This window comes from Bacteroides sp. AM32-11AC, assembly GCF_003603515.1.
GTDB classification, from domain to species: Bacteria; Bacteroidota; Bacteroidia; order Bacteroidales; family Bacteroidaceae; genus Bacteroides; species Bacteroides uniformis.
The window spans coordinates 55116-81337 of sequence record NZ_QTNH01000010.1 but is presented as its reverse complement, the minus strand read 5'-3'; the positions used below and the strand labels follow the sequence as shown (position 1 = coordinate 81337).

At 48.5% G+C, this 26222-nt stretch carries 25 protein-coding genes and 1 riboswitch; of the genes, 12 read left to right on the top strand and 13 right to left on the bottom strand.

The features are described 5' to 3' along the window. Window positions 1-23: 23 nt before the first annotated feature. Entirely contained in the window at window positions 24-1145 is a 1122-nt protein-coding gene (locus DW800_RS12145; protein ID WP_005837094.1) for a DUF362 domain-containing protein, read from the bottom strand. Between the two features lie 168 nt (window positions 1146-1313). On the opposite strand from DW800_RS12145, the gene DW800_RS12140 reads away from it, so the two are divergent. Further along, a complete protein-coding gene (locus DW800_RS12140; RefSeq protein ID WP_119958105.1) occupies window positions 1314-1961 on the top strand; it encodes a DUF4476 domain-containing protein in 648 nt (215 codons plus the stop codon). 108 nt (window positions 1962-2069) lie between these two features. On the opposite strand, the gene thiD is transcribed toward DW800_RS12140, so the two are convergent. The 10 genes from thiD to fabD all read right to left on the bottom strand — a co-directional run bounded on the left by thiD (window position 2070) and on the right by fabD (window position 10691). Further along, the gene (thiD, locus tag DW800_RS12135) at window positions 2070-2897 is read right to left on the bottom strand and encodes a bifunctional hydroxymethylpyrimidine kinase/phosphomethylpyrimidine kinase (RefSeq protein ID WP_035448499.1); all 828 of its coding nucleotides are present in this window, start codon (window positions 2895-2897) and stop codon (window positions 2070-2072) included. 14 nt (window positions 2898-2911) lie between these two features. Next, window positions 2912-3523: a thiamine phosphate synthase gene (locus DW800_RS12130; RefSeq protein ID WP_119958104.1), complete on the bottom strand. Its 612-nt coding sequence runs from the start codon at window positions 3521-3523 to the stop codon at window positions 2912-2914. A 13-nt stretch (window positions 3524-3536) separates the two neighbouring features. Further along, complete coding sequence (locus DW800_RS12125; protein ID WP_119958123.1) at window positions 3537-4232, bottom strand: HesA/MoeB/ThiF family protein; 696 nt, start codon at window positions 4230-4232, stop codon at window positions 3537-3539. Between the two features lie 35 nt (window positions 4233-4267). Next, window positions 4268-5401, bottom strand: coding sequence for a 2-iminoacetate synthase ThiH (gene thiH, locus DW800_RS12120; protein WP_008664609.1), 1134 nt, complete (start codon window positions 5399-5401; stop codon window positions 4268-4270). Window positions 5402-5421: 20 nt separating this feature from the next. Then, a complete protein-coding gene (thiC, locus tag DW800_RS12115; protein WP_117588841.1) occupies window positions 5422-7104 on the bottom strand; it encodes a phosphomethylpyrimidine synthase ThiC in 1683 nt (560 codons plus the stop codon). Between the two features lie 157 nt (window positions 7105-7261). Then, window positions 7262-8041, bottom strand: coding sequence for a thiazole synthase (locus DW800_RS12110; protein WP_009038437.1), 780 nt, complete (start codon window positions 8039-8041; stop codon window positions 7262-7264). A 23-nt stretch (window positions 8042-8064) separates the two neighbouring features. Further along, window positions 8065-8715: a thiamine phosphate synthase gene (locus DW800_RS12105; protein ID WP_022402453.1), complete on the bottom strand. Its 651-nt coding sequence runs from the start codon at window positions 8713-8715 to the stop codon at window positions 8065-8067. A 5-nt stretch (window positions 8716-8720) separates the two neighbouring features. Then, entirely contained in the window at window positions 8721-8918 is a 198-nt protein-coding gene (gene thiS, locus DW800_RS12100) for a sulfur carrier protein ThiS (RefSeq protein WP_005837106.1), read from the bottom strand. 70 nt (window positions 8919-8988) lie between these two features. Next, window positions 8989-9079, bottom strand: a riboswitch (TPP riboswitch). Between the two features lie 74 nt (window positions 9080-9153). Continuing rightward, complete coding sequence (locus DW800_RS12095; RefSeq protein ID WP_044467742.1) at window positions 9154-9696, bottom strand: hypothetical protein; 543 nt, start codon at window positions 9694-9696, stop codon at window positions 9154-9156. 107 nt (window positions 9697-9803) lie between these two features. After that, window positions 9804-10691, bottom strand: coding sequence for an ACP S-malonyltransferase (fabD, locus tag DW800_RS12090; RefSeq protein ID WP_005825542.1), 888 nt, complete (start codon window positions 10689-10691; stop codon window positions 9804-9806). 398 nt (window positions 10692-11089) lie between these two features. Here fabD and DW800_RS12080 point away from each other — a divergent pair, with 398 nt between their 5' ends. From DW800_RS12080 to DW800_RS12060, 5 genes are all read left to right on the top strand, one after another. Further along, window positions 11090-11821, top strand: coding sequence for an NUDIX hydrolase (locus tag DW800_RS12080; RefSeq protein WP_034523179.1), 732 nt, complete (start codon window positions 11090-11092; stop codon window positions 11819-11821). Window positions 11822-11868: 47 nt separating this feature from the next. Further along, the gene (locus DW800_RS12075; RefSeq protein ID WP_005825540.1) at window positions 11869-13347 is read left to right on the top strand and encodes a xylulokinase; all 1479 of its coding nucleotides are present in this window, start codon (window positions 11869-11871) and stop codon (window positions 13345-13347) included. Between the two features lie 105 nt (window positions 13348-13452). Continuing rightward, window positions 13453-14769 (top strand): xylose isomerase, encoded by a 1317-nt coding sequence (xylA, locus tag DW800_RS12070; RefSeq protein ID WP_005825539.1) that lies wholly within the window; start codon window positions 13453-13455, stop codon window positions 14767-14769. 114 nt (window positions 14770-14883) lie between these two features. Continuing rightward, window positions 14884-16371: a D-xylose transporter XylE gene (gene xylE, locus DW800_RS12065; protein ID WP_005825537.1), complete on the top strand. Its 1488-nt coding sequence runs from the start codon at window positions 14884-14886 to the stop codon at window positions 16369-16371. Window positions 16372-16563: 192 nt separating this feature from the next. Continuing rightward, window positions 16564-18096: a carbon-nitrogen hydrolase family protein gene (locus DW800_RS12060; protein WP_005825535.1), complete on the top strand. Its 1533-nt coding sequence runs from the start codon at window positions 16564-16566 to the stop codon at window positions 18094-18096. A 41-nt stretch (window positions 18097-18137) separates the two neighbouring features. On the opposite strand, the gene DW800_RS20055 is transcribed toward DW800_RS12060, so the two are convergent. After that, on the bottom strand, window positions 18138-18266 hold the full coding sequence (locus tag DW800_RS20055; RefSeq protein WP_005837113.1) for a hypothetical protein: 129 nt from the start codon (window positions 18264-18266) through the stop codon (window positions 18138-18140). Between the two features lie 47 nt (window positions 18267-18313). Here DW800_RS20055 and DW800_RS12055 point away from each other — a divergent pair, with 47 nt between their 5' ends. The 6 genes from DW800_RS12055 to DW800_RS12030 all read left to right on the top strand — a co-directional run bounded on the left by DW800_RS12055 (window position 18314) and on the right by DW800_RS12030 (window position 25405). After that, complete coding sequence (locus DW800_RS12055) at window positions 18314-19120, top strand: hypothetical protein (protein WP_005825533.1); 807 nt, start codon at window positions 18314-18316, stop codon at window positions 19118-19120. 492 nt (window positions 19121-19612) lie between these two features. After that, the gene (gene ileS / locus DW800_RS12050; protein WP_057258614.1) at window positions 19613-23101 is read left to right on the top strand and encodes an isoleucine--tRNA ligase; all 3489 of its coding nucleotides are present in this window, start codon (window positions 19613-19615) and stop codon (window positions 23099-23101) included. Window positions 23102-23134: 33 nt separating this feature from the next. Further along, complete coding sequence (locus tag DW800_RS12045) at window positions 23135-23515, top strand: TraR/DksA family transcriptional regulator (RefSeq protein ID WP_004290962.1); 381 nt, start codon at window positions 23135-23137, stop codon at window positions 23513-23515. Between the two features lie 2 nt (window positions 23516-23517). Next, window positions 23518-24150: a lipoprotein signal peptidase gene (locus DW800_RS12040; RefSeq protein ID WP_005825525.1), complete on the top strand. Its 633-nt coding sequence runs from the start codon at window positions 23518-23520 to the stop codon at window positions 24148-24150. Then, on the top strand, window positions 24147-25073 hold the full coding sequence (locus tag DW800_RS12035; RefSeq protein ID WP_005825524.1) for a DUF4296 domain-containing protein: 927 nt from the start codon (window positions 24147-24149) through the stop codon (window positions 25071-25073). Before DW800_RS12040 ends, DW800_RS12035 begins: the two co-directional genes overlap by 4 nt. Next, window positions 25070-25405 (top strand): hypothetical protein, encoded by a 336-nt coding sequence (locus tag DW800_RS12030; protein ID WP_005837115.1) that lies wholly within the window; start codon window positions 25070-25072, stop codon window positions 25403-25405. Before DW800_RS12035 ends, DW800_RS12030 begins: the two co-directional genes overlap by 4 nt. Here the strand turns inward: DW800_RS12030 and DW800_RS12025 are convergent. Beyond that, window positions 25353-26114 (bottom strand): TrmH family RNA methyltransferase, encoded by a 762-nt coding sequence (locus tag DW800_RS12025; RefSeq protein WP_008664596.1) that lies wholly within the window; start codon window positions 26112-26114, stop codon window positions 25353-25355. The two genes, DW800_RS12030 and DW800_RS12025, sit on opposite strands and share 53 nt — an antisense overlap. Between the last annotated feature and the right edge of the window lie 108 nt (window positions 26115-26222).

The window sequence follows — 26222 nt, the reverse complement described above, 5'->3', positions numbered from 1 at the left end:
TGTTTAAAACTGAAAAGGTTTAATCAAATCTTCACCAATTCATATTCCATGGTTCCCAATCCTATTTTCTCGGCATGGCGCAATCCGGCAAGCCAGTCCGTGTCGGGGTGCATCAAGTGGAACTTGTCGCATCCACACAAGTCGTCGTGCTCGTGTGCCGTGGCAAGGCAATTGTTACCGTGCAGTATCGGGGCTTGGATGACCATATCTGCACATGCCTTGTCCAGTGCAACCGGGTCTGCCGAAGCCAGAATGCCGAGGTCGGGCACGATGGCGGCATCGTTGTGGTTCCAGCAGTCGCATTCGGGAGATACGTTCATGATGAAGCTGATGTGGAAATGGGGCTTGCCCATAACGACAGCGAGGGCATATTCCGCAATCTTGTAGTTCAGGCGCTCGGAGGTATCTTCGGCTCCCATCACGGCACCGTCGTGCTGGCAGAGGGCTACGCACTGTCCGCAACCTACGCATTTGGTGTAGTCTATTTCTGCCTTGCGGCTGGTATTGAGGTGCACAGCGTCGTGTGCGCAGTGCTTCACGCAGATGTTGCAGCCTATGCAGCTTTCTACGTCAATCTTGGGTTGCGAGGCGCAGTGCAGTTCCAGCTTTCCGCCTACGCTGGCACATCCCATGCCCAGATTCTTCAAAGCACCGCCGAAGCCGGCTTGTTCGTGTCCCTTGAAGTGGTTCATACTGATTACAATATCGGCGTCGGCTATCGCTGTACCGATTTTGGGTGCCGGACAATATTCTCCGTTCAGAGGGATTTCGCGGTAGTCCGTTCCCTTCAGTCCGTCGCCGATGATGACCTGGCACTGGGCCGAAATGGGGTTGAACCCATTCTCCATCGCGCTTTGCAAGTGGTCTACGGCATTGGCGCGACGACCGGAATACAGTGTGTTGCAGTCCGTCAGGAAAGGTTTGGCTCCCAGGCTGCGGAGCAGGGTTGCCATTCGAGCTGCATAATTGGGACGCAAGTATGCCAGATTGCCGGGTTCGCCGAAATGGATTTTGATGGCAGCAAAGCTATCCTTCAAAGGGAGTTGCTCGATGCCTGCCCGTTTCAGCAAGCGTTCCATTTTATCCAAAAGATTGGATGTAGGGGAAGTACGCAAGTCAGAGTAGTATACTTTTGCTTTTTCCATGTGTTTTACCTGTTTATAGTGATAGTATCTGCAAAAATAACGGATTATTTCCATATTAATAGGTATATGGCTAAAAAAAGTAGGGAAATCCCTTTTGACAAATAGGGGGATAATAAGAGGTCTATCCATGTTTCTGCCTACCTTTGTGGCAACTAAAAACTCGATAAGATGAAAACAATCAGACTAATTATTGCGGGACTGGTAATGACGATGGGATTCAGCAGTTGTTCCAGTTTGTTTTATGATGCTAAGGTAGATGTGTTGAACAGTATCCAGAAGGGGATGAGCAGGCAGGAGGTCACCAAGATATTGGGAACTCCAGAGTATCGCCGCTTCGACCGGGATATAGAAGAATGGGAATATTCCAGAGTGCTGTCCGGTAAAAGTAATATCAGCCGAACTCAGATTGTCGTGACTTTTGAAGGTGGGAGAGTCGTTGCGATGGATTCATTCTCCGGAGAGCCACGTACGTTGCCGGTTGTTCCCAGTGAAGTAGTGATTGATTCTCCAGTCCCGGTTTACGTCAGAGGGATGCACCCCGAAGACTTCCGGCATTTTTATGAAAAAGTGAAGTCCCGCCCTTTCAAGGATGATCAAATCGAAATGATGAGAACTGTTGCCCGAAACAACAGTCTGAACTGTGTGCAATGTGCCAGTTTGATGGCACTATATACTTTTGATGACGACAAGATGAAAGTCCTCAACATATTCGCTCCCAATATCGTAGATCCGGAAAATTACGAAGCGATTTTAGACGTCATTGATTCACTGTTCAAGAAAGACGATGCCAAGAAAATTCTGGGCATACGCTATTAAGAAGCAGGCATGTCGAAACGCATTGTCCGTTGGTGCCAAACACATGATGTATCGGAGGCTGACAGATAATGCGTTTAAGGTAAACAGATAATGCGTTTCGACGAGCTCTTATTCCGATAAAGGAAAGTGCCATAACGGACCGTTCCCGTGCCCTATATTCATGTCTTTCCCCCGGTTTATCGCAGTACCGATATACTCTTTAGCCTTGCAGACCGCTTCATCGAGTTTGTTGCCACCGGCAAGAAATGTAGCTATGGCAGAGGAAAGGGTACACCCTGTGCCGTGCAGGTTACGGCTCTCTATTTTGGGGTTGGAATAGAGGATGCATCCGGATGGCAGGACGTCAGCCCCGGCAGAAGGTTGCCGGCAATAAAGCACGTCGCACATGTCATTACCCTCCAGATGTCCGCCTTTGACGAGAATAGCGGTGTTGTATCTGCAGGATAATTCCTGTGCCGCTTGTCGCATCTCCACAGTACCGGTAATGGTTTGCCCCCAAAGCAGGCTTGCTTCATTCAGGTTGGGAGTAATGAGGGTGCATAGCGGAAACAGTTCCGTCTTAATGACTTGTATGGTTTCTTCGGTCATCAGTCGCCGTCCGCTGGTCGATATCATGACGGGGTCATAGACTATACACTCCGGAGTATAAGTCTGAAGACAATCGACAATGGTGGTCACAATACTGGCATCATGTACCATACCTATCTTGACGGCATCCGGCCTTAAATCATCCATAACAGAGGTGATTTGTGCCTTAACCATATCCGCAGGTATCGGATAAACCGATTGTACTCCCAGTGTGTTTTGTGCAGTAACAGCCGTGATGACGGAAGCGGCATAACCTCCCAAAGCGGAAATGGTCTTTATGTCTGCTTGTATGCCTGCACCGCCCGAACAGTCGGAACCGGCAATGGAAAGGATAATAGGGGGAAGCATGAGATAATTAGAAATTAAAAATTAAAAATTAAAGAGGGGGGGGAGGAGAGCTGTTTCAGGTGGAGGAAGTGGGGGATGAAATCTTCCTTCGCTTGCTGCCAGATGTCTCCTAGCAGGACGGCACCTCCGAAACCTAAAGCGGCTATTTCCGGAAGATGCTCCAGGCTGATGCCACCCAATGCCATGACGTTGGAATCGATGATACCTGCTTGCTGTGCTTTCTTCAAGGTATCGCAGGAGTAAGCGGAAGAGTAGCCTTCTTTGGATATACTGTCATAAATGGAACTGAGGAACACATAGCTACAATCTGATTTATGTTTCAACACTTCTTCAAGAGAGTGGCAGGAACAACTGATGTGTCCCTTATATCCGAACGGTATCTGCGGATTGCGCCCGTTCAGATGAATTCCTTTCAGACCGAAAACGGATGCCAGCTGGAATTGCTCATGCGTGACAATGCGCGGCATATATTCCATCGGCAACTGCCGCAGGAAATACTCCATCTCTTCTGCCGAAGCTCCCGGCTTGCGCAGATGGAGTATTTCCAAACCGTTTTGGAATAAGGAGGTAACTGCCACTGCTTCTCCTTCAAAGAATTGCGGCGTGGTAATGACTATCAGCTTCATATCTTTATGGATGCTATAATGAGAGAATATACGACTGCATGGTCCTTAAATCAATCGTCCATAGCTTTCCAGCCAAGGGTTCGCCGTAGCCACAAATCAGTTTCAACACTTCATTGGCTTCTACGCTACCCACAATGGCAGGGGTTACGCCGATAACCGATTTGTCCGGAGACGGCATGAGCAGTGTCCCTTCTTCATCCGGATAGAGGTCACGGTAAGTCTTCGCACCTTCACCGTAGCAGAAAACGGATACTTGGCCTTCAAAGCCTTGAATGGCACCATAAACGTAGGGCTTGCCCCAAGCGTTGCATACGTCATTCAGCAAGTAGCGGGTAGCGAAGTTGTCGCACCCGTCTACCACTATATCGTAGTTCCTTATCAGTTCTCCGGCATTCTTCTTGTCCAGACGGAAGGGGTATACTTCCACGTTTACATCGCTGTTCAAACCCTGCACTCTACGGGCGCCACATAGAGGTTTAGGCTGCCCAAGGTCAGCTTCAGCATACAGAACCTGACGTTGAAGATTACTGATGCTGACTTGGTCATCGTCCACCAATCCCAGCGTTCCGACTCCTGCTCCCGCCAGATAGAGGGCAATGGGAGAACCTAATCCTCCCACACCGACTATCAACACCTTGGCATTACGCAGTTTCTCTTGTCCGGCTTCGCCTATTTCGGGAAGGGACGTTTGTCTGGCATATCGGTTCATTTGTTCATTGTTATTAAGGTTCTGTATTCGGTCACTCATCTCTTGAAAGCCTTCAAATCAAAACTCGCATCCCAATCTTTCCACACTGGTTCGCGCCCCAGGCGTTTCAATGCTTTGTCCACTTCCACAGCCTTGCGCTCGTCGCTGACATGAAACTGTTCCAGTGTTTGCGGATAGCTGTAATATCCTCCCGGTTCGGTCTTGCTTTCGGCGCTCATGGTTGTCACACCGAGTGTTGCCATATGGTCGCGTATATCGGCAGGCTCGCGGGTGGAGTAGGAGATGTCTACATCATGGTCGAAGATGCGCATGGCGAAAGTGACTTGTGCCAGTTCGCGGTCGCTCATGATGACATTGGGCTGGAAGCCGCCGTTCTCCGAAGGACGCATACGGGGGAAGTTGACGCTGTATTTCGTTTGCCAATAATGTTTCTGGAGATAGCGCAGGTGATAAGCCATCATGGTGATGTCTGTCCGCCATTCTTTCTCCAGACCGATGAGCACTCCCATGCCGATGGAATGGACGCCTGCCTGCCCCATGCGGTCGAAACCATTGACACGCCATTCGAATTTGGACTTCATGCCACGGGGGTGGTAGATGTTGTAATTCGACTTGTGGTAGGTTTCTTGAAAACAAATCACGCCATTCATGCCGTGTTCTTTCAGCGTTGCATACTCTTCCGTTTTTAAGGGCATCACTTCTATTTTCAGATTGCTGAAGTAGGGTTTTGCCAGGTCCAGTGCACGGGCTATGTAGGGCACGCCTGCTTTGGCCGGATTTTCTCCCGTCACCAACAGCAAATTCTCGAAAGGTGCCAGCTTCTTGATGGCCTTGTATTCGTTCACGATTTCTTCTTCCGTCAGTATGGTACGCGGCATGGGGTTGCTGATATGGAAACCGCAATACACGCAAGAGTTGGTGCAGGAATTCGTGATGTAAAGAGGCACGAACATGGAGATGGTTTTCCCGAATCGTGCCTCGGTGTATTTCTTGCTCAATCGTGCCATCGTCTCCAGATAGGGGGCAGCGGCGGGTGAGATGAGGGCCATGAAGTCCTCTACATTACAATGTTCTTTGGAGAGGGCACGGCGTACATCCGCATCTGTCTTGGCATGGATGCGTGCCGTGGTTTCCTCCCAGGATATATGTTCTAATTCGTCTGAAAACATAGTGCTCTATCAATTCCCATTTATTTCTTTTTTAATTCTCTCGACAACCGCATTGCACAGAAGTTTGGTCCGCACATCGTGCAATACTCCCCATCCACATGCTTCCCTGCATGGAAATAGCTGAACGCACGTTCCGGGTCGAGCGACAAGTCAAACTGGTCTTTCCAGCGGAATTCATAACGTGCTTTGCTCAGTGCATTGTCACGCACTTGTGCTCCGGGATGCCCTTTTGCCAGGTCGGCGGCATGGGCGGCTATCTTATAGGTGATGACACCTACACGCACATCCTCCTTATCGGGCAGCGCCAGATGCTCTTTGGGGGTGACATAACAGAGCATGGCCGTACCCAGCCAGCCTATCTGTGCCGCGCCGATGGCAGACGTAATATGGTCGTAACCCGGTGCGATGTCCGTCACGATGGGGCCGAGCGTATAGAAAGGCGCATCGTGGCATTTTTCTATCTGGCGCTCCATATTCTCCTTAATCTTGTGCATGGGCACGTGGCCGGGACCTTCGATGAAAGCCTGCACATTCTTGTCCCAAGCACGCAGCACAAGCTCGCCCATCGTGTCGAGTTCTGCAAACTGCGCTTCATCGTTGGCATCGTGCGTAGACCCCGGACGCAGCCCGTCTCCCAAAGAGATGGCAACGTCATACTGTGCCAGAATGTCGCAAATGTCATCAAAGTGTTCGTAAAGGAAACTCTCGCGGTCGTGCACCAGGCACCATTTGCTCATGATGCTGCCGCCACGGCTCACGATGCCGCACAACCTTTTCTCGGCCAGATGCACATTGTGGCGGCGTATGCCGGCATGGATGGTGAAGTAGTCCACTCCCTGCTCGCATTGTTCAATCAAGGTGTCGCGGTAGATTTCCCAGGTGAGGTCTTCCACCTTGCCGTTCACTTTCTCCAATGCCTGGTAGATGGGGACAGTGCCCACGGGAACGGGACAGTTGCGGATAATCCATTCGCGCGTTTCGTGTATGTTCTCGCCCGTGGAGAGGTCCATCAGCGTGTCGCCGCCCCATTTGCAGCTCCACAATGCTTTCTCTACCTCTTCTTCGATGCCCGAGGTGGTGGCGGAGTTTCCGATATTGGTATTTATCTTCACCAGGAAGTTACGGCCTATAATCATCGGCTCTGCTTCGGGATGGTTGATGTTGGCAGGAAGCAGGGCGCGTCCGGCAGCAATCTCCTGGCGTACAAATTCCGGTGTGATGTGCGTCTCTATTCCCAGCTCCGCGCAGTTCATGTTCTCGCGAATCGCCACATACTCCATTTCAGGCGTGATGATACCTTGTTTGGCATAGTACATCTGCGTGCAGCATTTTCCTTGAAGGGCGCGGTAGGGCAGGGTGATATGCTCAAAGCGCAGAGAGTCGAGCGACCGGTCGTCGCGGCGCATGCGCCCGTACTCCGACGTTATTTCGGGAAGCTGCTCCACATCGCCGCGTTTCAGTATCCATGGTTCGCGCAGGCGGGGCAGCCCTTTCTTCAAATCCACTTCAATGGCAGGGTCGCTGAACGGTCCGCTGGTATCATACACATACACTTCCGGATTCGGAGTAATCACCTTTTCTCCATCTACGAAGTTCGTACTGGGCACTTGCTCCACCTTGCGCATAGCTACGCGCAATTCGGGAAACAAGGTGCCCGGCAAATATACTTTCTCGGAACGGGGGAATTTTATCTTCTGGTTCATTTTTCTTTAGGTTTTGTTATGTAGAGATTTACGATTAGACAATTTACGATTTACGATTGGAGTTTGTATTGTTAAACAACCTCTCTCAACCGGTAGGTTTATGATTGCATGAGTAACTTCAATCGTAAATCGTCTAATCGTAAATCTCCCTGTTTTGTCATTTTTCATTCAAGAAAGCCGTCAGCGGTGAGCTGGCTTCCGCAACAAAATTATCTGCCTGTATGCCCAGACCTGCTTCGTATGCCATGCGTCCTGCCTCTACAGCCTGCTTGAACGCTACCGCCATGGTCACGGGGTCGCCCGCCACTGCAATGGCTGTATTCACCAGGCAAGCCGAAGCGCCCATTTCCATAGCCTCTGCCGCATGGCTCGGGGCACCGATACCGGCATCCACCACTACGGGGATATTGGCTTGCTCGATGATTATTCTCAGGAAATCCCTTGTCTGCAGTCCTTTGTTTGTACCGATAGGAGCACCCAGCGGCATGACGGTGGCGGCACCGGCTTCTTCCAGCCTCTTGCACAGTGTGGGGTCGGCCTGGCAATAGGGCAGTACCACAAATCCTAACTTGACCAGTTCTTCTGTGGCTTTCAGCGTCTCTACAGAATCGGGCAACAGATAGCGGGGGTCGGGGTGTATCTCCAGTTTCAGCCAGTTCGTGCCGAAAGCTTCACGCGCCATCTGTGCAGCAAAAACAGCTTCTTCGGCATTGCGCACGCCGGAGGTGTTGGGCAGAAGCTGGATACCGGGATGCTGTATGTGTACCAGCATATTGTCTTCCTTGTTGTCCAGTTCAATGCGTTTCATGGCTACCGTCACCATTTCTGTGCCGGATGCCAGGATAGACTGCTCCATCACTTCATCGGAATTGAACTTTCCGGTTCCTAAAAACAGACGGGAGTTGAACTCACGTTCCGCAATCACTAATTTTTCCATATCAGTCGTCATATATTAATTCTTTATTTTTCATTCTCCATTAAAGAAATGATTCTTTTCATTTCATCTGCCGGACTATCGGCATGCAGTACCGTGCCCGAAAGGGCAATCCCGCTTACCCCCGTCTGCATAACGGCTGGAATATCCGCTATGGTTATTCCACCGATGGCTACTATCGGAAGGTGTATATCCTTCTCCTGCATCCGGTGGATGATAGCTGTATATCCTTCCAGTCCCAATATCGGACTCAGATTCTTCTTGGTAGTGGTGTAGCGGAAGGGGCCGCAGCCTATGTAGTCGGCACCGGCTTTGTAGTGTTGCAGTACATCCTCAAAGGTATTTGCCGTGCCGCCTATAATGTACTCCGCGCCCAGAATCCGGCGTGCGTCGGCTATGGGCATGTCTTTCTTTCCAAGATGTACGCCGTCGGCATGCAGCTTCTTTGCCAGTTCCACATGGTCGTCAATGATGAAGGTGGCACCGTATTGCCGGCAAAGGGCCTGCACTTCCAAAGCTACGGGTTCTATCGTTTCCACCGGGGTGTCTTTCATGCGCAGTTGCACCCAGCGGCAACCGCCCTCAAGAGCCATGCGTGCAGCATCCAGATACGAATATCGTTCCGTATAGTGCGTGATGAACTGCATTCCTCCGTTTTTCAGTCTCTCGTCCTTCATCTTCCTCACCCTCCGCAAGCTGCTTTGATAATGATGATGGGCATGTATTCCCTCAGGATGCATTTTGTCCATTCCGTGCGAAGTACAATACGGTTGTCTACGGCCACGGCAATGCCTTGCATCGGTAGGGCAAGTTCCTCGATAAGTTGTGAAAGGGTAGTGGCGCCGGTTTTCACTTCCTTGTTGTTGACCAATACTTTCATTTTTCTGTTCATTAAGAAATAAAACAAATGGAAGTAAATACAAAGAAGCGTCTTTACGGCAAGTTCAGTGAAGAAAGAAATATCCAATTCCTACGGCAGTACTAACTGCATCAGGTTCGAGGGTATAATCTCAGCCCGTCGGGGCACCCCTTTGTCTTTACGGCAACAAAGGTAAGGGAAAATCGGAAATAAAAAACAAAAGAACGTACTTTTTATTTCAGTGATTACTTTTTGTTTACTCGCGCCCCTTTGTGGCACGTATCTTTTTCAGCGTATTCCGAACAGTGGTTCTGACTCCAGTTGAATAAAAATCAAGCTCTGTATTTTCCAGTATCAGTTGCAATTCCTGCAGCAGTTCCGGCTCCTTCCTGCAAAGCAGATAGGCTATTCTGATGGAAAGGGCTTGCACTCCTATGCTTTCTTGCGGAGATAGCATGTGGTCCAGGCAGTAATTCAGCAAATCGACGGAGATTGGAGTAGGGATGGGAATATTATACAGTATAGATAATAAGAGACGTTTGGAACCGTCGTGCGTGCAGTCTATCAGCCGTTGAATGATTTCATCGTACAGTAGGATGAACCAGTCGGGATGGATTTCGCTCAATTTCTCGCATACCCATATTGCCCGCCATGACACCGTCTGTTTTTCATCGTATGTCAATCGGTATATATCTTCAAAATACTCGGGGCAGAGGCATACCTCTTGTACCAGAGAGTCTATCGATAACTTATGAATAGGTACTGCCAAGGTATTTCTGAACTCCGTAATCTTTTCCATATATCCCATTTTGTTGTGAGTGGCAAATATAAAGGAAATGGCCTACTAAAACAAGAAAGGCTGTCTATTTGAAGAAAGACAGCCTTGAAAATATTCTATTTAAGGAATTATGCAATCCCGTGAGCCGTAGCTTCCGGTGCAATCTTCTTGATAAGACCTTGCAGCACTGCACCAGGACCGCACTCTGTGAAGTCCGTAGCACCATCGGCAACCATGTTCTTCACTGTTTGCGTCCAACGTACCGATGCTGTCAGCTGAGCCACCAGGTTCTTCTTGATTTCTACCGGGTCAGTATGAGGCATAGCGTCTACATTCTGATATACGGGGCACTTCGGAGCATGGATTTCTGTTGCATTGATGGCTGCTTCCAGTTCAACTTTGGCAGGGTTCATCAGCGGAGAGTGGAACGCACCGCCTACCTTCAACGGCAGAGCACGCTTTGCACCTGCAGCCTTCATCAGTTCGCAAGCCTTGTTGATACCTTCTATGGAACCGGAAATTACAATCTGTCCCGGGCAGTTATAGTTGGCTGCCACGCAAACTTCACCTTCAGCACTTACTTGAGCGCAGATTTCCTCAACCTTTTCATCCGGCAGGGCAATAATGGCTGCCATAGTGGAGGGCTGTGCCTCGCAAGCCTTTTGCATAGCCATGGCACGGGCATACACCAGTTTCAGACCATCTTCAAAGCTCAGTGCACCGGCAGCAACCAAGGCAGAGAACTCGCCCAATGAGTGACCGGCGGTCATCTCCGGCTTAAAGTCATCGCCCATGCAGAGGGCGGAAATAACGGAATGAAGGAACACGGCAGGTTGGGTAACTTTAGTCTGGCGCAGGTCTTCATCTGTTCCGTTGAACATAATATCAGTAATACGATACCCGAGGATATCATTTGCTTTCTCAAAAAGTTCCTTGGCTAATGCCGAATTTTCGTACAGGTCCTTTCCCATGCCAACGAATTGGGCACCTTGACCCGGAAATACAAATGCTTTCATATTTACTCGTTTTTTAGTGTTTAAATAAAAAGTGCTGCAAAGGTAGAGGTTTTTCTGATATTCACCGCACAAACGGATGTTTTTTGTGCAATGCCCTTACTTTAAGGAGGGAAGCTAAAATACAATATGTATGCTTGGGCCTTCTGTGGTATCCGGAGGCTGAAATACTTATAAATGAAACACTTTCTCCTTATTGTACTTCCTACAATTAGACCTCTTGTATATTCTTGTAAATTACATATTGTATTCCATACGATAACAACTGAAAATGATATTGTATAAAGTAAGATATGTATTCAGTTGAAAAATAATGCTTTATAACATTATAAAAATATTCTTTTCCTTTATTGCAAATTAGAAAAACCTATTTATATTTGCAGCGCTTAACGAGATATATTATGCAAAACATAGAACAAAAAACGCCGTTGGCAAACAATCATATCTCTGTGGACTGTGTAGTGATTGGTTTTGACGGAGAACAGCTAAAGGTTCTGCTGATTAAGCGTGCAGGAGAGGAAGAAGGAGAAATCTTTCATGATATGAAGCTTCCCGGAAGTTTGATTTACATGGATGAGGATTTGGATGAAGCTGCCAAACGGGTGTTGAATGAATTGACGGGGCTGAAGAACGTCAATCTGATGCAATTCAAGGCATTCGGCTCAAAAAACCGTACGAAGGACCCCAGAGATGTACATTGGCTGGAACGTGCCATGCAGTCCAGGGTGGAGCGTATTGTCACCATAGCCTATCTTTCCCTGGTGAAGATAGACCGCGCATTGAACCGTGATTTGGACAATTATCAAGCCAGTTGGGTAGCCATGCCGGATATAAAGGCTCTGGCATTCGACCACAACCTGATTATCAAGGAAGCCATTACCTATGTCCGTCAGTACGTCGAGTTCAACCCGTCTTCACTGTTCGACTTGTTGCCGCGTAAGTTCACCGCATCCCAGCTTCGCACTTTGTACGAACTGGTGTATGACAAGCAGTACGACGTACGCAATTTCCATAAAAAAATTGCCTTGATGGAGTATGTCGTCCCCCTGGAAGAAAAACAGCAGGGCGTGGCCCACCGGGCGGCACGCTACTACCGTTTCGACAAAAAGATATACAATAAAATCCGACGGTAGCCGGATTGTAAATTCTTCATATCACTTTCATTTTAATATTGATAGAAATGTATTTATTAGGTTATGACATCGGCAGCTCGTCTGTAAAAGCGAGTCTGGTAAATGCGGAAAGCGGCAAGTGTGTATCGTCTGCCTTCTTCCCCAAGACTGAAGCGGAAATTATCGCAGTGAAGCCCGGCTGGGCAGAGCAAGACCCCGGAAACTGGTGGGAAAACTTGAAACTGGCCACACAAGCGGTATTGGCAGAATCCGGAGTAAACGCAGAAGACATCAAGGCGATCGGTATCTCTTATCAGATGCATGGCTTGGTATGTGTAGATAAAAACCAGCAGGTGTTGCGTCCTGCCATTATCTGGTGCGACTCCAGAGCCGTGCCCTACGGACAAAAGGCTTTCGAAACATTGGGAGAGGAGACTTGCCTTTCACATCTGCTGAATTCTCCGGGCAACTTCACGGCCTCCAAACTGGCTTGGATTAAGGAGAATGAGCCTTCCGTTTACGAAAAGATTCATAAGATAATGCTGCCGGGCGACTATATCGCCATGAAGTTGAGCGGTACCATCTGTACCACGGTGTCCGGTTTGTCCGAAGGGATGTTCTGGGATTTCAAGAACAACCGGGTTGCCGACTTTCTGATGGACTATTATGGATTCGACTCCTCTCTGATTGCCGACATCAAACCGACTTTCTCCGAGCAGGGACGTGTCAATGCTGCTGCAGCCGCAGAGCTGGGTCTGAAAGAAGGTACGCCTATCACTTACCGTGCCGGCGACCAGCCCAACAATGCCCTTTCCCTGAATGTATTCAATCCGGGTGAAATTGCTTCTACCGCCGGAACGTCCGGCGTGGTATACGGCGTGAACGGTGAGGTGAACTACGACCCCAAGTCACGTGTCAACACCTTTGCACACGTCAACCATGCTGCCGGGCAAACCCGTCTGGGTGTTCTGCTGTGCATCAATGGTACGGGCATTCTCAATTCATGGGTAAAACGCACCGTTGCTCCCGAAGGCATCTCCTACAGCGATATGAATCTGCTGGCGGCGCAAGCTCCCATCGGCAGTGCCGGTATCAGTATCCTGCCCTTTGGAAACGGTGCGGAGCGTATGCTGGAGAACAAGGAAATAGGCTGCTCCATTCATGGCATCAACTTCAACCAGCACGGCAAACAGCATATCATCCGTGCAGCACAGGAAGGCATCGTTTTTTCCTTTAAATATGGAATCGACATCATGGAACAAATGGGCATTCCCGTGCAGAAAATTCATGCAGGCAAGGCTAATATGTTCCTCAGCCCGCTGTTCCGCGAGACATTGGCCGGTGTGACGGGAGCTGTCATCGAACTGTATGATACCGACGGCTCTGTAGGTGCCGCCAAAGGCGCCGGAATCGGTGTGGGCATATACAAGGACAACAACGAAGCATTTGCCACGCTTGAGAAGCTCGAGGTGATAGAGCCGAAAGTGGCAGACCGCCAGGCTTATGCCGACGCATATGCGCGCTGGAAACACTGGGTAATGTGCTAATGTGCACATTAAAACGTTAGCACGTTAAAACAATAAATTAATAATTAACCCCGTGATGAATGTGTCTGTCATTGGCACATTCTCACATTAAAACATTAAATTCTTATGGCAACAAAAGAGTATTTTCCCGGAATAGGAAAGATTAAATTCGAAGGTAAAGAGAGCAAGAACCCGATGGCATTCCGTTATTACGATGCCGATAAAGTAATCATGGGTAAGAAAATGAGCGAATGGCTGAAGTTCGCCATGGCATGGTGGCACACTCTTTGCGCAGAAGGTGGTGACCAATTCGGTGGCGGAACAAAGAAATTCCCCTGGAACGGTGAGGCTGACAAGGTTCAGGCTGCCAAGAACAAAATGGACGCCGGCTTTGAATTCATGCAGAAAATGGGTATCGAATACTACTGCTTCCACGATGTAGACCTCTGCGAAGAAGCCGAGACCATTGAAGAATACGAAGCCAACTTGAAGGAAATCGTAGCGTATGCCAAGCAGAAACAAGCAGAAACCGGCATCAAACTGTTGTGGGGTACTGCCAACGTATTCGGCCATGCCCGCTACATGAATGGTGCAGCCACCAATCCCGATTTCGATGTTGTGGCACGTGCCGCCATCCAAATCAAAAACGCCATCGACGCTACTATCGAACTGGGAGGCTCAAACTATGTATTCTGGGGCGGTCGCGAAGGCTACATGTCATTGCTGAATACAGACCAGAAGCGTGAGAAAGAGCACCTCGCACAGATGTTGACCATCGCCCGCGACTATGCACGTGCCCGCGGCTTCAAAGGTACCTTCTTGATTGAACCGAAACCGATGGAACCTACAAAACACCAGTATGATGTAGACACCGAAACCGTTATCGGCTTCTTGAAGGCTCACAATCTGGACAAAGATTTCAAGGTGAACATCGAAGTGAACCACGCTACTTTGGCGGGCCACACCTTCGAGCACGAACTCGCAGTAGCCGTAGACAACGGTATGCTCGGCTCCATCGACGCCAACCGTGGTGACTACCAGAACGGCTGGGATACAGACCAGTTCCCCATTGACAACTTCGAACTGACCCAGGCAATGATGCAAATCATCCGTAACGGAGGCTTTGGCAATGGTGGTACAAACTTCGATGCCAAGACCCGTCGCAACTCCACCGACCTGGAAGACATTTTCATTGCCCACATCGCCGGTATGGACGTGATGGCACGTGCACTGGAAAGTGCAGCCAAATTGCTTGAAGAGTCTCCTTACAAGAAGATGCTGGCCGACCGCTATGCTTCCTTCGACAGTGGTAAAGGCAAGGAATTTGAAGATGGCAAACTGACGCTGGAGGATTTGGTAGCTTACGCAAAAGCCAACGGTGAGCCGAAACAGACCAGCGGCAAGCAGGAATTGTATGAGGCAATCGTGAATATGTACTGCTAATAATGATCAATGTTTAGTGATTAGTGGTTAATAAGTTGCGCATGAGGTGTTTCAATATTAATCATTAATCGCTAATCATTAATCGCTAATCATTAACCATTAATCATTAATATCATGAATTATACAGAAAAAGGCAGTAAACTCTACCTCTTCTCTATTGTGCTGGTAGCCGTCATCGGGGGCTTGCTTTTCGGCTACGATACAGCAGTCATATCCGGTGCCGATAAAGGGCTTCAGGCATTTTTTATGGGTGCCTCCGATTTTGTCTACACAGATACGATTCACGGCATTACCTCTTCCAGTGCACTTATCGGATGTATCATCGGTAGTGCTCTTTCGGGATTCTTCGCATCCAATCTGGGACGTAAGAATTCTCTTTTCATAGCCGGCGTCTTGTTCTTTCTGTCGGCATTGGGCTCCTACTACCCGGAATTCCTTTTCTTCGACTATGGTGTTCCTTCCTATTCCTTGCTCGTGGCATTCAATTTCTACCGTGTATTGGGAGGAATCGGCGTAGGTTTGGCATCGGCCATCTGCCCGATGTATATTGCGGAAATTGCGCCGAGCAACATTCGCGGGACTCTGGTATCATGGAATCAGTTTGCCATTATCTTCGGCCAGTTGGTGGTTTACTTCGTGAATTTCCTTATTCTGGGCGAGAATTCAAATCCGGTGATAAAGGCCATTGAAGGAGTCAACCAGATTCTGAATCCCGAAGCGGCAGCATGGACCACAGAGATAGGATGGCGTCTGATGTTTGTCAGTGAGGCTGTTCCTGCAGGAGTCTTTGCGTTGCTCGTACTGTTTGTTCCCGAAACGCCACGCTATCTTGCCATGAGTGGCAAGGATGATAAGGCACTCCAGGTGTTAAGCCGTATCAACGGCTTGGCTCAGGCAAAGGTTATTCTGTCTCAAATCAAAGCCACGGCAGAGGAAAAGACGGAAAAGCTTTTCACTTATGGCTGGATGGTTATCTTTATCGGTATCATGCTGAGTGTATTCCAGCAAGCGGTAGGTATCAACGCCGTACTCTATTTCGCACCGCGTATCTTCGAAACGATGGGAATGGGCAACCCGATGGTTCAAACCGTCATCATGGGTATCATCAATATTCTGTTCACGTTGCTGGCTGTCTTTACAGTCGAGAAATGGGGACGTAAACCGCTGCTCATCTCGGGGTCTATCGGCATGGCGATAGGTGCTTTCGGAGTAGCTCTTTGCAACGTTGTGGCAGGGCTTCCTCCCATGTTGGCTGTTGTCAGCATCATGGTCTACAGTGCTTCGTTCATGTTCAGCTGGGGCCCCATCTGCTGGGTACTGATTGCTGAAATCTTCCCGAATACCATCCGTGGCGCTGCAGTAGCCATTGCCGTAGCCTTCCAATGGATATTCAATTTCATTGTATCTTCCACCTTCGTACCTATGTACAATATGAGTTTGGGAGATATGGGAGACAAGTTCGGGCACATGTTTGCTTATGGCTTATACGGAATCATCTGTGTGGTGGCTGCTCTGTTTGTCTGGAAGCTTGTTCCCGAAACGAAAGGCAAGACACTGGAAGACATGACCAAGCTGTGGAAGAATAGAAGAAACAATAGATAAGACCGTCATTGAAACTGTCCATATAAGACGGGAAAGAGGAGGCCTGATGAATGCCTCCTCTTTTTGTTATCAATTCCGTATCTTTTCCCTTATCCGTTCAAGATGGGAAAGAAAAATCTTCGGAGGGGAAGATAACATGTAAGGATAAACCGTACCTTTGCACTGTTTTTAATCAGGAATAGCAAGAAAGTTATGGATTCAATGAAAATCAATAAGGTGCAGATACGCAATCTGCAGATTGAAGATTATGACCAGTTGGCACAATCGTTTACGCGCGTTTATTCAGACGGAAGCGATGTGTTCTGGACGCACAAACAAATAGAAAAACTGATACGCATCTTCCCCGAGGGGCAGATTGTGACGGTGGTTGACGAGAAAATCGTGGGCTGTGCGCTTTCCATCATAGTGAACTACGATGATGTGAAGAACGACCACACTTACGCCCAGGTTACGGGCAAGGAGACTTTCAACACCCACAATCCGAAAGGCAACATACTTTATGGCATCGAAGTCTTTATCCATCCCCAATACCGTGGCCTGCGTCTGGCACGCCGTATGTATGAATACCGCAAGGAACTTTGCGAGACATTGAACCTGAAGGCAATCATGTTTGGCGGACGTATCCCCAACTACTACAAATATGCCGATCAAATCCGCCCCAAGGAGTACATAGATAAGGTGAAGCAAAAGGAGATCTTCGACCCGGTGCTGACCTTTCAGCTCTCTAACGACTTCCACGTGCGAAAGGTGATGCGCAACTACCTTCCCAATGATGAGGAGTCCAAGCACTACGCCTGCCTGCTGCAATGGGACAATATCTACTATCAGGCTCCCACACAAGACTATGTAAACCCCAAAACCACTGTCCGCGTAGGCTTGGTACAATGGCAGATGCGTACCTACAAGACACTGGATGACCTTTTTGAGCAAGTGGAATTTTTTGTGGATGCCGTGAGCGACTACAAGAGTGACTTTGTCCTTTTTCCCGAATACTTCAACGCACCGTTGATGGCAAAATTCAACAACGAGGGCGAGTCGCAGGCTATCCGCGGGCTGGCGGCCTATACCGAGGAAATCAAGGAGCGTTTCGTCAAGCTCGCCATCAGCTATAACATCAACATTATTACGGGCAGTATGCCGCTTATCAAGGAAGACGGGCTGCTATACAACGTAGGATTCCTCTGCCGACGTGACGGAAGTTATGAAATGTACGAAAAGATACATGTCACTCCCGACGAGATAAAGTCCTGGGGACTGAGCGGAGGCAAGTCCATCCAAACTTTCGATACGGACTGTGCTAAGATAGGCGTGCTGATATGCTACGATGTAGAGTTCCCCGAACTGAGCCGCATCATGGCAGACCAAGGCATGCAGATACTCTTTGTTCCTTTCCTTACCGATACGCAGAATGCTTACAGCCGCGTAAAGGTGTGCGCCCATGCTCGTGCCATCGAAAACGAGTGCTTTGTAGTGATAGCCGGCAGTGTAGGCAATCTTCCCCGCGTGCACAACATGGACATCCAGTATGCCCAGTCCGGCGTGTTCACTCCCTGCGACTTCGCTTTCCCCACAGACGGCAAGCGTGCGGAAGCCACTCCGAATACCGAAATGATTCTTGTGTCGGATGTGGATCTGGACTTGCTGAATGAACTGCATACCTACGGCAGTGTACGCAACTTGAAAGACCGGAGAGGCGATTTGTACGAGGTGAAGATGAAAAGATGACTTTCCCGAATGCCACACTCGGTTGCCTCCAATGCCACACCTTATTCTCCGAAATGCCACACTTCATCGTCCGGAATGCCATAGGTTTCGGACAACGGAGTGTGGCATTTCAGCTGCTGAAGTGTGGCATCCGGGACGATGAAGTATGGCATTTCGGATGGTAATTCCATAGTTTATCCGTATCTTTACAAAACTTTTATTCTAAAAAACAGAAACAATGGCCAAGAAAGCTCTCTCTGCTCCCGAAATACCTCTCTGCATCAATGTGTTGCGATTACTTAACTACCGTCTGGCTCCCGACGAGCTGATTCTGTTCGACTGGCTTACAGTAAAACAGATTTCTTTTAAATACAAGCCTTTCCATTACTCCCAGGCGCGTGTAGAGGAAGAAACCCGTATCCGCCGTACCCGGCAGGAAGTCATCATTAAGCAATTCTCGGCCTTGGGCTTCTTGAAAACCGACATAAAGGTCAATTCCGTCACCCGTGGACGTGTCCGCTATTACTCCGTGGACTTCAGTGTACTTGCCGACGTGGATGTCCTGGTAGAAATCATCATGCCCCAAACCACGCTCTTCCGTGACTTCATCCTCTACTTTGCCTACCACGCCACTATGCAGAAGAAGAGCAAGGAAGAACAACTGAAGCCTGCCTCCGCCATAAATCACGAGGCTGCCGCCCGAATCTATCAACTGCTGAGCCAAGTCTATGACGAGCGCCGCCAATACTATAATGATGGGGGACTGACCGGAGATGTGAAGCCTGAACGCTCGAAATCTGCCATGCAATTGCAGCATAACAAACCCATAGAACGTAAACTGGCAAAGTTGGCAGACTACTACAACGATAACAGCATCAAAAACGCCTTTCTTGCCTATGTGGACGAAATCCTGACCCAAAAGAAAGAACCCGAAAACCTGATGTATTACTTTCTCTCTTTCGATGAGACATCGGATTGTTTCGGAGTGGTGAATCATTACCTTAATTATTTCACCTTGCATTATAGTTACAGCAGCAACAGTTGAAGTCTATCCGCTGATGATGCTGTTATTATTTCTTTTAATATAATACTTTATTATTCTTTCCCATGCTGTTCTCTGCACGCTTATTGCTGATTGCAGCAATAGCATTCGCAGAATTCTACATACCATTTGTTGAACTCAGCAAAATAGCCCTCTCATTTGTTGTTTTCAACGTAGTTTTCAGGGGGTAGGTTTTGGCAAATTCTGCGTTTTTTGTCGTTTTTTGCTTAGGGAACCCTGCATTGCCCCAAACGACATCTACAAATGCACTTCTATGTACTAATTCGGGAAAAGAGAAAAGAGGGACAGTGTTGAGTGAGCGAATATTTTTTAAAATCGTACCTGCATATTTTTTTGTTCTTAAAAAGTCTCTTGTATTTAAGTTTTTTGTAAATTTGCACCCTTAAAATGGAGAAGGTAGCTTTTGACGTACCAAATGCCTATCAAGAGTATCTTCAATCGTAAATTGTAAATTGTCAAATAGTAAATATCAAGATGGGTAAGAAGTTTGCCGAATATTCGAAGCTCGACCTTTCCGAAGTGAACGGAAAAGTGTTGAAGAAATGGGACGAAAACCAGGTTTTCGCCAAGAGTATGACAGAACGTGAAGGTTGTCCTTCTTTCGTATTTTTCGAAGGACCTCCCTCGGCCAATGGTATGCCGGGCATTCACCACGTAATGGCTCGCTCCATTAAGGACATTTTCTGCCGTTACAAAACGATGAAGGGGTTCCAAGTAAAGCGTAAGGCCGGATGGGATACTCATGGACTGCCCGTGGAACTGGGTGTGGAAAAAGCACTCGGCATTACGAAAGAGGATATTGGCAAGACTATTTCCGTAGCAGAATACAATGCTGCCTGCCGCAAGGACGTCATGAAGTTCACCAAGGAATGGGAAGACTTGACGCACAAGATGGGCTACTGGGTGGACATGACGGACCCGTATATCACCTACGACAACCGCTACATCGAAACCTTGTGGTGGCTGCTGAAACAGCTCTATAAGAAAGGACTCCTTTATAAAGGGTATACCATACAACCTTATTCTCCTGCTGCCGGAACCGGACTCAGCTCGCACGAGTTGAACCAGCCCGGATGTTACCGTGACGTAAAAGACACGACCATGGTGGCACAGTTCAAGATGAAGCATCCGAAACCGGAAATGGCAGAGTGGGGAACTCCTTACTTCCTGGCATGGACCACTACTCCGTGGACGTTGCCCAGCAACACTGCGCTCTGCGTCGGTCCCAAGATAGACTACGTGGCCGTACAGACTTACAACGGATATAGCGGTGAGAAGATGACTGTTGTCTTGGCAAAAGCACTGCTCTACACTCACTTCAACAAAAAAGCGGAAGACATTGCATTAGAGGATTATAAGCCGGGTGATAAGCTGATACCTTTCAAGATAGTAGGTGAGTACAAAGGCCCCGATTTGGTAGGTATGGAGTACGAACAGCTCATCCCTTGGGTGAAACCGATAGACGTTGCCGAAGACGGTAGCTGGACTCCCAGCGACAAAGGTTTCCGTGTAATTTCTGGTGACTATGTGACGACTGAAGACGGTACGGGTATCGTACACATTGCCCCGACCTTTGGTGCGGACGATGCTTTTGTGGCACGCGCTGCAGGTATACCGTCCTTGTTCATGATAAACAAGAAGGGTGAGACCCGCCCGATGGTAGACCTCACCGGTAAGTTCTTCTTGATTGACGAACTGGACGAGGAGTTTGTAAAGGCATGTGTCAATGCAGACCTTTACAAAGACTATCAGGGCAAGTGGGTAAAGAATGCCTATGACCCTCAATTCACCGTAGACGGCAAGTATGATGAGCAGGCTGCACAAGCTGCCGAATCATTGGATATCGAACTCTGCATGATGATGAAAGCCGCCCGCCAGGCATTCAAGATAGAAAAGCATGTACACAATTATCCGCACTGCTGGCGTACGGACAAACCCGTATTGTACTATCCGCTGGATAGCTGGTTTATCCGCAGCACCGCTTGCAAGGAACGTATGATAGAGTTGAACAAGACCATCAACTGGAAGCCGGAAAGCACCGGTACGGGACGTTTCGGCAAGTGGCTGGAAAACCTGAATGACTGGAACCTCAGCCGTTCACGCTACTGGGGTACTCCGCTGCCCATCTGGCGTACAGAGGACAATAGCGAGGAAAAGTGTATCGAGTCTGTAGAAGAACTTTACAACGAAATAGAGAAATCCGTAGCTGCCGGCTTGATGCAGTCCAATCCTTACAAGGAGAAGGGCTTCCAGCCGGGTGTATATACCAAAGAGAATTATGACAAGATAGACTTGCACCGTCCTTACGTGGACGATGTCATCCTTGTTTCCAAAGACGGCAAGCCGATGAAACGCGAAACGGACTTGATTGACGTTTGGTTCGATTCCGGTGCCATGCCTTATGCACAGATACACTATCCGTTCGAGAATAAGGAACTGCTGGATAGCCACCAGGTATATCCTGCCGATTTCATCGCCGAAGGGGTGGACCAGACACGCGGTTGGTTCTTCACGTTGCACGCCATCGCTACAATGGTGTTCGACAGTATTTCTTATAAGGCTGTCATTTCCAACGGCTTGGTGCTCGACAAAAATGGTAACAAGATGTCCAAGCGTCTGGGCAATGCCGTAGACCCCTTCTCGACCATCGAGAAATACGGGTCCGACCCGTTGCGCTGGTACATGATTACCAACTCCTCTCCGTGGGACAATCTCAAGTTCGACGTGGATGGCGTGGAAGAGGTGCGCCGCAAGTTCTTCGGAACACTCTATAACACCTATTCATTCTTCGCCCTCTATGCCAATGTTGACGAATTTGAATACAAGGAAGCCGACGTGCCCATGACGGAACGTCCCGAGATAGACCGCTGGATTCTCTCCGTGCTGAATACGCTGGTGAAGAACGTGGATACCTGCTACAATGAATACGAGCCTACAAAGGCAGGACGTCTCATTTCCGAATTCGTGAACGACAACCTCTCCAACTGGTATGTCCGCCTGAACCGCAAACGTTTCTGGGGCGGTGGTATGACGCAGGACAAGCTCTCTGCATTCCAGACACTCTATACATGCCTCGAAACCGTGGCTAAGCTGATGGCACCCATCGCTCCGTTCTATGCTGATATGCTCTATTCCGACCTGATTGCAGCTACGGGACGCGACAATGTGGTTTCCGTACACCTTGCCAAGTTCCCCGAATATAAGGAGGAAATGATAGACAAGGGATTGGAAGTCCGCATGCAGATGGCACAAGACGTCACTTCCATGGTATTGGCACTGCGCCGCAAGGTGAACATCAAAGTCCGCCAACCGCTTCAGTGTATCATGATACCGGTAGTGGATGAAGAACAGCGTGCACACATCGAGGCTGTGAAAGCACTTATCATGAACGAGGTGAATGTGAAAGAAATCCAGTTTGTGGACGGTGCTGCCGGTGTACTGGTAAAGAAAGTGAAATGCGACTTCAAGAAGCTGGGACCGAAATTCGGTAAGCAGATGAAAGCCGTGGCTGCTGCTGTGGCAGAAATGTCCCAGGAAGCCATTGCCGAGCTGGAGAAGAAAGGCTCTTATACGTTCAATCTGGACGGTGCAGAAGCCGTGATTGAAACGGCAGATGTGGAAATCTTCAGTGAGGATATTCCGGGATGGCTGGTTGCCAACGAGGGCAAACTGACCGTGGCTCTGGAAGTTACCGTTACCGAAGAGCTGCGCCGTGAGGGTATTGCACGCGAGCTGGTAAACCGCATTCAGAATATCCGCAAGTCGAGCGGTTTTGAGATAACAGATAAAATAAAGATTACATTATCAAAAAATCCTCAAACAGATGATGCGGTAAATGAATATAATGACTATATTCGCAACCAAGTTTTAGGAACTTCACTGACGCTGGCAGACAACGTAGAAAATGGTACAGAACTGAACTTCGACGATTTCTCGCTGTACGTGAGCGTTGTGAAAGAATAATTAAATACTAACCCTGATTAACACGTAAAAGTTATGGCAGAAAAGACTAGATACTCAGATGCTGAATTGGAAGAATTCCGCGCTATCATTATGGAGAAGTTAGAGTTGGCACAACGTGACTATGAACTGTTAAAGGCCAGCCTGACGGGTGCAGACGGTAATGACACCGACGATACATCTCCTACGTACAAAGTACTGGAAGAAGGTGCCAACACCTTATCCAAGGAAGAAACCACACGTCTGGCCCAACGCCAGTTGAAGTTCATCCAAGGATTGCAGGCTGCTTTGGTGCGCATTGAGAACAAAACATATGGCATTTGCCGCGAAACCGGCAAACTGATACCGGCAGAGCGCCTTCGTGCAGTGCCCCATGCCACTTTGAGCATCGAAGCTAAAAACAACGGCAAGAAATAAAAATGGGTAAATTCTTTACGAAGGGCCGGATAGCCTGCCTTATCATATTTTCGGTATTGGTTATAGACCAAATTATCAAGATTTGGATAAAGACCCACATGTACTGGCATGAGAGTATCCGGATTACGGATTGGTTCTATATATACTTTACCGAGAATAGTGGTATGGCTTTCGGTATGGAAATATTCGCCAAACTGTTCCTGACCTTGTTCCGCATTGCTGCAGTCACGGTCATTGGCTGGTTTCTGTACAAGTTCGTGAAGCAAGGCATGAAGACCGGATTTATCATCTGTGTGTCTTTGGTCTTGACGGGAGCCTTGGGAAACATTGTCGACAGTGTGTTCTATGGCGTGCTGTTCAACGAAAGCACCCATTCGCAGATAGCCTCCTTCATGCCTGAAGGAGGGGGATATGCCCCGTGGTTCCATGGCAAGGTGGTGGATATGTTCTATTTCCCCATCATTGATACAAACTGGCCCGCATGGATGCCGTTTGTCGGTGGAGAACATTTCATTTTCTTCAGCCCGATATTCAATTTTGCGGATGCAGCAATCAGTTGCGGTATCATTGCTTTGCTGTTGTTCTACGGCAAGGACTTCAATGATGCCTATCATGCTGCCATAAAGAAATCATGAAAGGAATAAATCGAATTCAATGGTGTAGCGTAGTCCTTCTGGTGTTCAGTCTGACGGCTTGTAAGGTGAAAAGACCTGAAACCGTCCTTCCGGATGCCAAGATGGAAAACGTGCTTTATGATTATCACATAGCCAAAGCTATGGGTGAAGAAGTGCCGTATAACGAAAGTTATAAGCGGGTGCTATACATTGAATCGGTTTTCAAGAAATATGGCATTACTCAGGCCGATTTTGACTCTTCTATGGTCTGGTTTGCCCGTAACCCGGAAGTACTTACCAAAATCTACGAGAAAGTGAATGTACGGTTGAAAGCCGAGAGAGACGGTATCAACCACTTGATTGCCCTGCGTGACAACAAGCCGAAAGAATCACTTCCCGGAGACAGTATCGACGTGTGGATATGGCAGCATATCTATCAGTTGACGGGTATGCCCCTGGACAACAAGATAACGTTTACGTTGCCATCAGACACCAATTTCCACGACCGTGACACGCTGCGCTGGAGCGTGCGCTTCCGTTTCCACAACGGTGCACCGGACAGCATACATGCTCCGTTGATGGCGATGCAGATTCTTTACGAAAAGAATGACAGTGTCATCAGTGCCATTCGGAAAGTACAAGACACAGGTGTGGAAACGCTCACCTTGTTTGCCGATACTTTAGGAGAAATCAAGGAAATACGCGGGTTCATCTATTATCCGCAGCAGGAGACTCCACAGCCTTTGCTGGCAGACCGTATCTCACTGATGCGCTATCACGCCACGGACAGCTTGGTCATTGCCCCAAAGGACAGCCTTCAGCAGGCGACAGACTCCCTTCGCAAAGACAGTATCGGAAAACCTGAGAAATTGAAACCTCTGGAAATTCAGGAGCAGGAAAATACCACGACTCCCAGAACCATACGTCCCCGTCCGAAAGCATGAAACGCTACGCTTCCCATTTTCTGTTTCTTCCCGGGCATGGCTATCTGAAACAATATGTGGTGGAGATAGGTGAAGGACAATGTGTATCACGTATCTTCCCATTGACAGAAGAGGTGGAGAATACGGAATGGCTACCGGGAGTCATAGCTTTGCTTACGGAGGTGGAAACAGACTATCCTCATTTTGATACGTGCTGCAATATACTGACGGCAATCCCTCCGGTTATCGAGGAAGAATTGCCTTATTTGATTCCCTGGTTGTTTTTTCCTTTTGATTTTACTACAATGCAGCCTGGCGCCGGAACTCAGCGCAAACTACTGCTGTGGCAATAGCCACGTTCAATGACTCCGAGGTCTCACGGCTGGCGGGATAATTCGGTATGTATAGTTTGCGGTTGATGAGTGCCTCCACTTCTTTTCCGATGCCATTTCCTTCATTACCCATCACAATCAGCCCATTTTTCGAAAGCGGTTGTCCGTACATATTCTCTCCGTCCAGGAAAGTGCCGTAAACGGGAATATCCTTCAGTGAGCGGATGAACTCGGGTAGGGGAGTATAATGCAGTCTGACGCGTGCGATACCTCCCATCGTGGCCTGCACAGTTTTGGGATTATAGATATCCACCGTGTTGGGCGAACAGAAAATATGCTCTATCCCAAACCAATCAGCAAGGCGGACAATCGTTCCCAGGTTACCGGGGTCTTGCACATCATCCAAAGCCAGACAGAGGGAGTGGCTGATGACGGAAATATCCGTCTCCTCATCCGGCTGCCGGAACACAGCCAGCACTTGTTGGGGAGTTTTCAGCAGGCTGGCACGCGAAAGTTCCTCCTCCGATACTTCCGTGACATCCGTTACGGTGGAGAGAGGGCGGTTCCGGGAAAGCCATTCTGAAGTTGCCAGCAAGAACTGACAAGGAAAATGTCCCAACAAATCCCCTACGAGTTTAGGTCCTTCTGCCAGAAATACCTTGTCGGCCTTCCGGTTCTTTTTCTGCTCCAACGAGTGGATATATTTAATGCGATTTTTACTTAATGCCATAGGACACACATGTTATCATTTGACAAAAATACGTGATTATTTCAATATAATCAAAAACTCTGCACTCTTCCGGCGTTTTTTATTTCGGGAACAAAAAAATACAAGTAT